The 10723-nt window shown below is 31.5% G+C and carries 11 protein-coding genes and 2 pseudogenes; 10 read left to right on the forward strand and 3 right to left on the reverse strand.

From position 1 onward, the window contains the following. The first annotated feature begins 4 nt into the window (after positions 1-4). Entirely contained in the window at positions 5-2170 is a 2166-nt protein-coding gene (locus AC1DKZ_RS29960) for an adhesin (protein ID WP_476997715.1), read from the forward strand. 149 nt (positions 2171-2319) lie between these two features. On the opposite strand, the gene lepB is transcribed toward AC1DKZ_RS29960, so the two are convergent. After that, the gene (gene lepB, locus AC1DKZ_RS29965) at positions 2320-2856 is read right to left on the reverse strand and encodes a signal peptidase I (protein ID WP_404511750.1); all 537 of its coding nucleotides are present in this window, start codon (positions 2854-2856) and stop codon (positions 2320-2322) included. Between the two features lie 275 nt (positions 2857-3131). Here lepB and AC1DKZ_RS29970 point away from each other — a divergent pair. From AC1DKZ_RS29970 to AC1DKZ_RS30000, 7 genes and pseudogenes are all read left to right on the forward strand, one after another. Then, a pseudogene (locus AC1DKZ_RS29970) lies at positions 3132-3653 on the forward strand (peptide ABC transporter ATP-binding protein). Positions 3654-3676: 23 nt separating this feature from the next. Next, a complete protein-coding gene (locus tag AC1DKZ_RS29975; protein ID WP_476997716.1) occupies positions 3677-3859 on the forward strand; it encodes a hypothetical protein in 183 nt (60 codons plus the stop codon). A gap of 72 nt (positions 3860-3931) precedes the next feature. Then, positions 3932-4285 carry a hypothetical protein gene (locus AC1DKZ_RS29980; protein ID WP_404511752.1) on the forward strand — a complete coding sequence of 118 codons (354 nt, stop codon included), beginning with the start codon at positions 3932-3934 and terminating at the stop codon, positions 4283-4285. Positions 4286-4591: 306 nt separating this feature from the next. Then, positions 4592-4933 carry a DUF4257 domain-containing protein gene (locus AC1DKZ_RS29985; RefSeq protein ID WP_476997717.1) on the forward strand — a complete coding sequence of 114 codons (342 nt, stop codon included), beginning with the start codon at positions 4592-4594 and terminating at the stop codon, positions 4931-4933. Positions 4934-5026: 93 nt separating this feature from the next. Further along, positions 5027-5221, forward strand: coding sequence for a hypothetical protein (locus tag AC1DKZ_RS29990; protein WP_476997718.1), 195 nt, complete (start codon positions 5027-5029; stop codon positions 5219-5221). A gap of 1025 nt (positions 5222-6246) precedes the next feature. Then, positions 6247-7263, forward strand: coding sequence for a hypothetical protein (locus tag AC1DKZ_RS29995; RefSeq protein ID WP_476997719.1), 1017 nt, complete (start codon positions 6247-6249; stop codon positions 7261-7263). Positions 7264-7532: 269 nt separating this feature from the next. Then, positions 7533-7805 carry an HU family DNA-binding protein gene (locus AC1DKZ_RS30000; protein WP_476997720.1) on the forward strand — a complete coding sequence of 91 codons (273 nt, stop codon included), beginning with the start codon at positions 7533-7535 and terminating at the stop codon, positions 7803-7805. Positions 7806-8065: 260 nt separating this feature from the next. Here the strand turns inward: AC1DKZ_RS30000 and AC1DKZ_RS30005 are convergent, their stop codons facing one another. After that, positions 8066-8926: a hypothetical protein gene (locus AC1DKZ_RS30005; RefSeq protein WP_476997721.1), complete on the reverse strand. Its 861-nt coding sequence runs from the start codon at positions 8924-8926 to the stop codon at positions 8066-8068. Positions 8927-9425: 499 nt separating this feature from the next. Between AC1DKZ_RS30005 and AC1DKZ_RS30010 the strand changes: the two genes are divergently transcribed. Next, positions 9426-9746, forward strand: a complete 321-nt coding sequence (locus tag AC1DKZ_RS30010) for a hypothetical protein (RefSeq protein WP_404511762.1) — start codon at positions 9426-9428, stop codon at positions 9744-9746. Positions 9747-9932: 186 nt separating this feature from the next. Then, complete coding sequence (locus AC1DKZ_RS30015) at positions 9933-10367, forward strand: hypothetical protein (RefSeq protein WP_431183398.1); 435 nt, start codon at positions 9933-9935, stop codon at positions 10365-10367. A 234-nt stretch (positions 10368-10601) separates the two neighbouring features. Here the strand turns inward: AC1DKZ_RS30015 and AC1DKZ_RS30020 are convergent. After that, positions 10602-10723, reverse strand: a pseudogene (locus tag AC1DKZ_RS30020) (DUF1904 domain-containing protein); the annotation flags it as partial.

Genomic DNA, 10723 nt, shown 5'->3' on the forward strand with positions numbered 1-10723 from the left:
GATTGTGCCTTTAGATTATTCAAAAATTTTAAAGAAAGTGTTACTGACGACTACTGTAACTACCTTAAGTGTTGGGGTAGTTACAGGCTGCTCGCTGTTCTCTTCAGAAAAAAAGAGCACTAAAACAGCATCAGTATCTAAAAAGAAAAAGGATAGTGAAAAAGAAAAGAAGAAAGATGAGAAAAAAGATGAAAGTAAGAATGAAACAACTGAAAATTTAAATGCTAATGATTTTGATGAAATCATTGATAATGCAAAACGTAGCTCTGATCAAAATTTAGCTGGTATTATTGAAAATAACAAAACTAAAAAGAAATTTGATGATTTAACGGATTCAATTGCAACCGCAGCTATAAATTCAGACCGAAACCTAGCATCAGTTATTGACGGTGATAAATCAAGTAATCGTTTTTCGGATTTAAATTCTTCTATAGCATCAGCAACAAATAATCCTTCTGTCTCGGATAATAAGGATAGTAAGAACTTTGTATTTGGTGGCGATATAAATATCAATGATGGAGTGGCTATTGCAGATAACTCAATACCTCCAATTAATAATGATAAAAAACCACCAACTTCTGGTGACACAGGTGTCGGGGAAGTGAAACCGCCAACAGGTGGTGAAGGTAATAATGGTGGAGGAAATACAAAACCACCAACAGGCGGAGATGGTAACGATGGTGGAGGAGGTACAAAACCACCAACAGGCGGAGATGGTAACGATGGTGGAGGAGGTACAAAACCACCAACAGGCGGAGATGGTAACGATGGTGGAGGAGGTACAGAACCACCAACAGGTGGGGATGGTAACGATGGTGGTACAACAAAACCAGAGAAACCTGAAAAAGATACAGTGGCACCAGTAATTACAGCAAAACAAGGTGTAACTGTTTATGTAGGAGATAGCTTAAATGCAGGAGATTTGGTAGACGTAAGAGATAATAAAGATCCAAACCCAGTAGTAACAGTAGGAGCGTACGATACAAGTAAGGCAGGGGAAATTCAAGTAACAGTAACGGCAACAGATGCATCAGGAAATAGCTCAAGTACAACAGTAACTGTTAAAGTAGTAGAAAAAGAAGAGGAAAAAGATACGGAAGCACCAGTAATTACAGCGAAACAAGATGTAACTGTACATGTAGGAGATGGCTTAAATGCAGGGGGTTTAGTAGAAGTAAAAGATAATAAAGATCCAAGCCCAATAGTAACAGTAGGAACGTACGATACAAGTAAGGCAGGGGAAATTCAAGTAATAGTAACGGCAACAGATGCATCAGGAAATAGCTCAAGTACAACAGTAACCGTTAAAGTAGTAGAAAAGGAAGAGGAAAAAGATATAGAAGCACCAGTAATTACAGCAAAACAAGATGTAACTGTACATGTAGGAGATAGCTTAAATGCAGGAGATTTAGTAGAAGTAAAAGATAATAAAGATCCAAACCCAGTAGTAACAGTCGGAGCATATGATACAAGTAAGCCAGGTACAATATCAGTTCAAGTAACGGCAACAGATAATGCTGGTAACAGCTCAACTGCAACGATAACTGTTAAAGTAGTGGAAAAAGAAGAGGAGAAAGATACAGAGGCACCAGTAATTACAGTAAAACAAGATGTAACCGTACATGTAGGAGATAAATTAAGTCCAGAAAGTTTAGTAATTGTAAGAGATAATAAAGATCCAAATCCAATAGTAACAGTGGGAGCGTATGATACAAGTAAGCCAGGTACAATATCAGTTCAAGTAACGGCAACAGATAATGTGGGTAACAGCTCAACTGCAACAGTAACAGTAAAAGTAGTAGAAAAAGAAGAGGAAAAAGATACAGAAGCACCAGTAATTACAGCAAAACAAGGTGTAACCGTAAATGTGGGAGATAAATTAAGTCCAGAAAGTTTAGTAAGTGTAAAAGATAATAAAGATCCAAACCCAGTAGTAACAGTGGCAGCGTATGATACAAGTAAACCAGGCACAATATCAGTTCAAGTAACGGCAAACGATAAGGCAGGAAACAGCTCAACTGAAACAGTAAATGTGGTAGTTCTTGAGAAAGAAAAACCAGAACAGAAACCAGAGCAAAAGCCAGAACAGAAAACTGCAGGAACAACTTCTAAAGAGCAGGGTAATGGATTACTTGCATCAAATTCTAATGATGTAGCTAAATCTAAATAAGATTTTAGCGGAAAATTATAATAGCGAAGATTTTAGAAGGTTCATCTATAAGTTTTTGTATCAGTAAAACTTAACTAATCAAAATTATATTGTAAAAAGCTCCGACTGTCCTACAGTTGGAGCTTTTTTTATATGTTTAATTAATTATATTAAAATTTCATGATTTTATTGAACGGTTTATAACGTAAAACTACCTTACCTTCAATATTATTCAAAGATATAAATCCTATTTCTTTAAATCTGCTGTCTAAGCTTTCTTCACGATTATCTCCTAATACAAAAATTGTGTCATTCGGAACCCTATCGAGACCATAAATACTTTTTAATGAAAAATCAGCTGTTTCACCTTTTGAGTATAGATCTTTTTCTACAAGTCCATTTATATAAAGCTGCTGTGATTTAAATTCTATTGTATCTCCAGGTAAACCAACTACTCTTTTTATAATTGTTTTATTATTAGAAGCGTTTTCTAGGGGGGAATTAACAACAACTATATCAAATCTTTGCAGATCTTCTATTGAATGGATAAGGTGATTAATTAATACCTTGTCATTATTAAATAAGGAGTTTTCCATAGAAACTCCAGAAACCTTATATGGAAAAAAAACGAACTGTCTTAGTGAAAGTAAGGTAACACCAATTATAAATATTAATATTGGAAAAACAGAAATTAGACGTTTTTTCAATTGTAGATCAAACTCCATTCTGAAGGTTTATAATATTCATCATAGCATAAATTTAATGGGTTAAATATTCTGAATATCGTTGTTTTTACAAGTGTAATTTGTTAAAATTAAGTATACCTTTTTTAATTTCAATTTTTTATATCTATAACTACTATAGCCCTTTCGGGGTTTCGATTTTCAAAGATAGTTTAAGTTTTTTACTTTTACTTTCTTTTTAAATATAACTCCGAAAAGGGCTTTTTTACGTTTTTTGGAGAATATCACATTGTGAAAGGATGAAGATTAAGAGATTGTTTTTAGTGTTAGGCGTTTTAGCTATGATGTTTGTTTTTTATAACACCTTTATAAAGGATGAACCTCAAACAGATGCTTTAACTCCAATCAAAGTAGGAGATTTGAAACAAAAAGTTTAATACAATTATTTGTTTGAAGATGAATTATCACAAAATGTGATTAATGACTTAGGAGGGTAATTCAAATTAATATTTGATGATATTGATAAGAACGGCCACTTAACCATTTATCAAAATAAAAAAGAACTAGAAATGTTTTTAGGAAATCATGTAACTACTGCAGAATTAGCTGATGAATTTACATCGTACTATTTTAGTATAAATAAGAATTACAAAGTTACTTATAAAAGTAAACCAAGTCTATTTAATTATGAAAAACCAAGAACTGTTACAAAAGTAAAAAAAGGATTGTTTTTGGTAAAACAAAACAACTTAATTCTGGAATTTAAATATGTAACAGAAATAGATGGATTTCGAATTTCTGAGATTACATATTTAAAATAAAAAATTATTAGGAGGAAGTTATTATGGTGCAAATTAGAACGGTGATTGCTGATGCATTAAGAATTGATGAAGAAGTGAATGGTTTTTTGAAGTATTGTGCAAATCATGGGAAAATAGTTGAAAAAATAACACCAAGCGGGTTCATGGAACGTGAACAAGGCCAACCGCTTTTGGTTATGGTAATCGAATATGAAGAGAAAGATTAACTGTAGTTATGAAAAAGATGAGGATTAATTCCTTGTCTTTTTTATTTTCTAAGAAAGGTGGATATATCGACTATGAAAATAATAAAAAAAGTGGCCGTCATTTCTAACAAAGAATTCGAGAATTCTTTGTTAGAAATGAATAATCGAGAATCAGATGTGGCGGATTTAATGGTCCCATATTATTATTTCTTATTTAAGCGTAAGATATTGTGGTTAGTACGTGAGACAGGAACTAGAATAATAAACTTATACAACTATGAAAATGAAGAGGATAAAAAAGTAGCATTTGAGATATTGGAATTCTATATTCATCAAAATTGTAGTGTAATCTACAGCATAATCGATGAGAGATTGAAAAAATTAAATAACAATCAGGCTTTAGAATTATTAGAAAGTGTAAAGATATCAAGGAATTTGATTTGTTAACTTGAGAAAGTTAAATAACAGAGTGAATTTTTTGAATTTAAAGATAAAACGAACTTCATTGTGATATAATTTAGTTGCATTTTTTTCTTTTTCTTTTTTATATCACTAATTACTTATAACCTTTCGGGTTAATGAAATTACACAAAAAGGAACTTTATGTTACTTTATTTCATTGTGTAAACAATTCATTTTCCTGGAAGGTTATTTGTTTTTGCCTGAAAGGGGTGATGCTATGTCATAGCAACTAATTATTAAATAGAAACTGCTGCTGCAATGTCAAAAGTTTTTCGAAAAGGGGTGCATATTATGTTGGTTACAGTAATTGTTTCAGTTGTGGCTGGTATGGTCTCAGGGTTGGCTAGTCATTACATTACAAACAAAAAGTTTTTGTTGCCTCGTAAGAGCAAGTTTGCATTTCACCCGGGTTTTTTGGGAGAGATGTTTGTAGGAAGTATTGCTTCACTCGTTGGTGTTGCAATGTTTAACCCTGAAACAACGATGGATATTCTTAAGGTGAGTATTCTTGCTGGGATTTCAGGGCAAGCCTTCCTGCTGCACAATCGCTTGGCAACGGAACAAGTAAAAACCGATGAGATTCAGTCAATTTCAAAGAAATTGAACGAACTCGAAAAAAAGAATAAGGAATAAAAGAGGAGTAATCTGGTATAAATAGAAATAGAGAGATGAGGAGATTTGGTTATGTAACGGCCAAATAAAGAGAGTTGAGTAGAGGTGAGCCGGATGTCTCGAAAGAAAGTTTTTGATTATTTAGATGATCAAGAAAAAGAAGATTTAGCAGAATGGACAGAAGAGCTTAAGAATGCTCAATCTACGAAAGCAGTTAAACTTTATTCAGATAGGATAAAGGAACTGCTAGGAAAGATTGAACAACGAATGATTAATTCAGGAGAGGAAGCAGCGACGGTTAGCTTCTAATTGAATAGCAAGAAAAAGGAAAGCTGGTGGATTTTATCCATCAGCTCTTCTTTATTATTTAAAATGTTCTATGAAAACAGAGAACCTGGTTGATTAGGGTTTTTTTATTAAAAAATTTAAAAGGAGTGTTTATAATGAGTACAGATTTATTACAACAATTATTAGAAGTTGATCAAAAAGCAAGAGAACAAGAAGAGTTCATTTAATGCAAAACTTTTTCAATTTAGGTGTTTCAGTTGAAATCATAGCGGAAGCAACTTCAGTAAGTGTAGAGGATGTAAAAAGAATAATTAAATAATAAATGTATAAGGTTAAAAAATTGTTTAATGCCCTTTTTAAAAATATAATAACCATCTATCGTATAACAGATAGATGGTTATTAAAATTGTTTTAAAAACTAGTTAAATATAAGTATTGAGTCAATGTATTCATCTCAAAGCGTAAAAAAAGACACAATGGAAAGTGTCTTTTTTTACGTTGACAAGCTATGAAAGAAAATGTAGTGATTAATCATAATTTGTTGGATTCTTCTTGGTTGATATTAGTATAACATTATAATCGGTGATTTTAAATTTAATTATGCATATATATGATTTTTGTTATGTTATGGTTTGAGTCATATTTTTTCTTCTTATATATAGTGCATAATTTGAGATTGTATAATGTCTTTCCATAAATCCTCCCTCATTGAAGTAGAAGGAACATCTATACTAGGAAACAAAAAACAAAAAAGGGACATTTTAATAATAGAACCAGATTTTATAGTGAAATAGATATTATGGTAAGAATGCACGTTTTAGATATGAGCCCAATGAACCATATGCATATAGAATTGAGAAAGACCTTAAAACAAATAAGTTAAATATTTTAAGACAGTAATGCTTCAAGCAATATAGTTGGAAATGTCAGGAACTTAAATGATTTAAGAATCAAGCTATATAAAAGTTAAAGTATACGACTAAGGAAAAGAAGGTTTTGCAGTGCGCTGCACATTCAAGAATAAATCTTACGTAGGGAGTGCTTATATGAAAAGTTTGAAACATGTAATATTGCTAGTATTATGTTTCTTATGTCTAAGTGGTTGTAATCAAGAAAATGGAGCTGAGATACAAGAATATATAAAAGAAAAACACGGTATTGATGTTGTTGTAACAGATTGGAGCTCGATAAATGAAAATAATGGTGGTAATACCTACCATACTGTGCAAGAAAAAAATAACAAATATCTAAAATTCCGAGTAAAGGTACAAGGTCTCCTCTATTCAAATCCAGTAGGTGATGAATACCAATATGGAAAAAAAACATATGAGGAATATAAGAAGTTTAAACCAACTCTAGAAGAAATGAAAAAATTAGGCTACGTGGAATCTGAAACGGAAAATGCTCTTCAATATATTTTAGATAATAAAGATCCAGATGAAGGAAAACCAACTAATGAATTATTATTAACTTTGCAAATGAGTAACGAGATTGACTTTAGCCAATTGGATTCAGTAGAATTAGATCGTTTATATGCTCTATTTCAACTCATTCAGGAGAATAATAAAAAGATAGCAGAGATTGAAATTAAGGATCATACTGGTGAATCTTTAGGTGGACCTTTTAAAGATGTGCAAAAAAAGATAACAAAAGAAGAACTGTTACTAGCAATGAAAAAAACAATGAACAATGCTATTGATATTTATTTGGAAAATTGGATTAAAACTCAAACAAAAGTAGAAGATAGATTACATGAAATTCAAAACGATCGTTTTGCAATTGAAGGTATTACTTATTCAAATATGCCTGATGGCGATGGGCCGACATATAAGGTGAATTTAGTTATTAATACCATTAGTAATGAATTAGAATACAATCCACCTTTAGTTGAGGATTTGATCAAGGTAACCACAATCCTTAAGGAAGAACTATATAATAAAAAATATAACATCTATTTAACCAATAAGAATGGAACAAATTATATTTCCTGGTTATCATCAGAAGAAATCAAAAAAGCAATTAACATCGAAGATCTTGTAAAAAAGAGATATCCTGCGAATTAAATTTAAAGTCCATTTAATGTTTCTTATTTGATACGAAAGCATGATATTTCGAAGTCTTAATCCATTCCCATCAACTTAAGAATTTTATAATAAACCAGGATGAAGATTCCATGTGTTTTTGAAAAAAACGGTTTATATTTTCGTTTTGGACTATTTGTTTTTCATTGCTCGGTGGTGATGTGGTGCTTTCTTTATATGTTATTAATAATTGCACTAGGAGTATAGGAACGTTATAATAATCTCTAATTACATATAAAGAGGTGCAGAAAATGAATAAAACAGAATTAACAAAAGCAGTTGCCGATAAAGCAGAACTTACGCAAAAAGATGCTGCGACAGCGACACAAGCTGTATTAGACGCTATAACAACAGCTCTTGCAAATGAAGAGAAAGTACAGATTCTTGGATTCGGTACATTTGAAGTACGTGAAAGATCTGCACGAACAGGTCGTAACCCGCAGACAGGTGAAGAAATGCAAATTGCTGCCTCAAAGGTACCTGCATTTAAAGCTGGAAAAGAATTGAAAGAGGCAGTGAAATAAGTATACTAAGAGAAAAAGGATCTGATACTCATATCGGATCCTTTTTATTTGTAATACAGCAATTTCCAATTTAAAGTGTAAAAGGACAATAAATCTACTAAATTTTTAAAACCAAAAACAAGCATAACCCCGTTCTAATTTTAGGACGGGGTTAAAATATAGTTGTTTCTATAATGTTTTAAGAAAAGATTGTACTTTTTAATAGACTACATGCTACTGAATTAAGTCTATAATTCTTTGTGATAATTCAACCTAAAGTTCTATTTTATATTTTTTTTAGCTGCGTAATCACCATAAAAGTAAGTGTTCTCTAACTCACCGTATTTAGGAGAAGCAATTATAGTGTATTTACCATTTTCATCAACTTCAAACAAAGCTACATTATTATATTCCGATCCCCCATTTGAATCATCTACTAACATATCTATGTTGTATATCCCTTTTGTTAATACTCCACTTTTTTGAAAGTCCTCAATTAGATCTTGGGCCTTTGGAATAGTTTTAGACATGTCAAATTTAAATAGAAAATTTACTACACCTAAATACCTGACATTATTATTTTCACGTCGGGGGTCACTTGGTATTAATGTAGGTAAAAGTTTAGTAGTATCTATCTTTTGGGTCTTTTTAAAATCATCAAGTAGTTCTTGAGAATAAATTATATTAAACTCAAGGTTGTCGTAAGGAAATATATAAACAGGACCATTCTCTACCGAAATAAATTTATTAGGATATTTCACTAATCCATATTTTTTTATGATTTGTTCAATTACTTGAACTACTTCTGGATGTTGCTCAATATATGCACCCTTGAATTGTTCAAGATAGATATCGTCACTGTCATCATTTAAAATTTTCCAAGTACCTCTTTCAATCATTAGAAACGGATAAGCACGATATGGCTTTTTCATTTCTACATAAGTTTGATGGTCAACCCCTTGAAACCAATAATTATCTGTCTCAACAACAGAAAACCCACCTTGTATTCCATAGTTTGTTTTTAAATATTCTTGTATTGGTTGGTTCAGATCATCTTTAGAGAAATTAGAGAAACATCCACTAAGAATTAGGATGGGTGTACTTACTAATATAACTAGAATCAATCTTTTAATACTCTTCATTTTCCCCCTACATTTCTAAGATTTTATTAATAGTATAACATTTTTCATTAAACTAAACTGCCACGTTGATTTAAATACACTTCTTCACTATCTTAACGAAATAATTAATAAAATCACTCTATAATCTGGCCCAATTATTGAATAACATGACCGGTATTTTTACAACAACGCTATTATTTCTGTAGAAAAGGAGATTTTATGTGAGGGATATCGTGAAATTTTCAGAAAATTACCAGGTTAAGAGTATGCAAATTTTTATGCGGATTTTCGACTAATTCAGTAACAAACGAGAACTCTAAAACCGAGCTAGGATAGGAATGTACAAAAAATACTTAGATCCATAGCACAAAAAAGAAGGTTCCTCTGTGAGAATATGGTTCCCCTTTTCGATGCTACCGATAACGAGACGTTTTGTTAACATCACATGAATACCCTATTTATGCGAATTTGTACAAAATTGTCTTTGCTGATGGTACAATCAAAATCATGGAGGGATATTATGGGGATTTTTTATGTGATACCACTTTTTCTAATATTCGGCACTGCAACATTTTTATTTATCAAGGCTGGTTCACCAAAAATTAAGAATAAAAATATATCATTGATAATGGTTTGTTTAGCGATAAATATACTCATACTTCCAATATCTTGTTTGGTTGGTTCGTTTGTTTCTTATACAAATGAGGCGGCAACAGAATTTACATATAATAATCCATTTTATTTTTGGAAAGGATTTTTCTTTATTCAAATAATACCGCTTTTCGTGCTATTTGTGGCTTTTTTGAAGTTTGTAATAGCAAAGAGAACAAAACAAGTATAGAAACACATAATGAATAGGTGGTTGCCTTATTAGAGGAGGGATCCACTTTTTTCTTGCTATCGATAATAAGGCGTTATGTTAAATAGAATTGTATAGAGCATTTATTTATTTTTCTTTCAAAGATCAATTCATAATAAAATATAGAAAATATTTCTTTGTTTCGTCGATTAAGGAGGGAATTTAATATTGGAACAAGAAAAGATTGATATTTTAGCTGAAACCTTATTATGGGAGGTTATAACACAAAAAGTTGAAATGATAGAGCAGCTTCCCATTATGCTAAAAGGTATTGACTATTTAGTTGATTGGGCAGAAGTCATTTCAAAAACAACAGAAAGTGAAATTTTTGAATCAGATGCACCCAGTGTAATGGATTCTTTTGCCGTAGGAGAAAAAATTTTAATTGAGCTAGAGATGCCATGTCTTATATCAACTTGGCAGGATAGAGAACAACTTCTGAGAATTACAACTACTGTGAAAGCAAAATGCTTAGTTTCTCATGCAGAAGTATTTGATTGGAACAATATGAATAAAAAAGAGTTGTTAAATCGCCAAAAAGATGTGCAATTTGTAGAGTTAGACTATATAGATACTGAATGTGATGATATTCGTGCTTATTGAATTAACTAAAACAATAAATTCCAGTTTTTATTTTTACCGTTTTTTACATAAAGGGGTAGCCCCCAACCCATCAAGCTAATATTTTGATGTCCCCTAAAACAAAAATTTTATCTCTTCACAGTTAGTTGTCTATGAGAATTGAGTTCATTTTTTTATTTTGGATATTCGCTTTTCTTAGCTTGATGTCAATGTGGTTCTACCCATAATAATGTTACAAAAATCTTTCAAATAGCTCTAACTTGCACAATGCTTCCCGTTAATATAATACGCTGATTCTGTGAAAACCGTAAATACAACCTCTACTTCTGGAAGTCCAAAATCCATTACATATGTAGTAATGGCCTTGGCAAATCGAT

The sequence above is a fragment of the Bacillus sp. 05T21 genome (assembly GCF_056396785.1).

Bases quoted from the DNA above. Each gene is read 5' to 3' on its own strand.
- AC1DKZ_RS29980 (WP_404511752.1), top strand. From the start codon at position 3,932: ATGAAAATAATAAAAAAAGTGGCCGTCATTTCTAACAAAGAATTCGAG.
- AC1DKZ_RS30000 (WP_476997720.1), top strand. From the start codon at position 7,533: ATGAATAAAACAGAATTAACAAAAGCAGTTGCCGATAAAGCAGAACTT.
- AC1DKZ_RS29985 (WP_476997717.1), top strand. From the start codon at position 4,592: ATGTTGGTTACAGTAATTGTTTCAGTTGTGGCTGGTATGGTCTCAGGG.
- AC1DKZ_RS29995 (WP_476997719.1), top strand. From the start codon at position 6,247: ATGAAAAGTTTGAAACATGTAATATTGCTAGTATTATGTTTCTTATGT.
- AC1DKZ_RS30010 (WP_404511762.1), top strand. From the start codon at position 9,426: ATGGGGATTTTTTATGTGATACCACTTTTTCTAATATTCGGCACTGCA.
- AC1DKZ_RS29990 (WP_476997718.1), top strand. From the start codon at position 5,027: ATGTCTCGAAAGAAAGTTTTTGATTATTTAGATGATCAAGAAAAAGAA.
- AC1DKZ_RS29975 (WP_476997716.1), top strand. From the start codon at position 3,677: ATGGTGCAAATTAGAACGGTGATTGCTGATGCATTAAGAATTGATGAA.
- AC1DKZ_RS30005 (WP_476997721.1), bottom strand. From the start codon at position 8,926: ATGAAGAGTATTAAAAGATTGATTCTAGTTATATTAGTAAGTACACCC.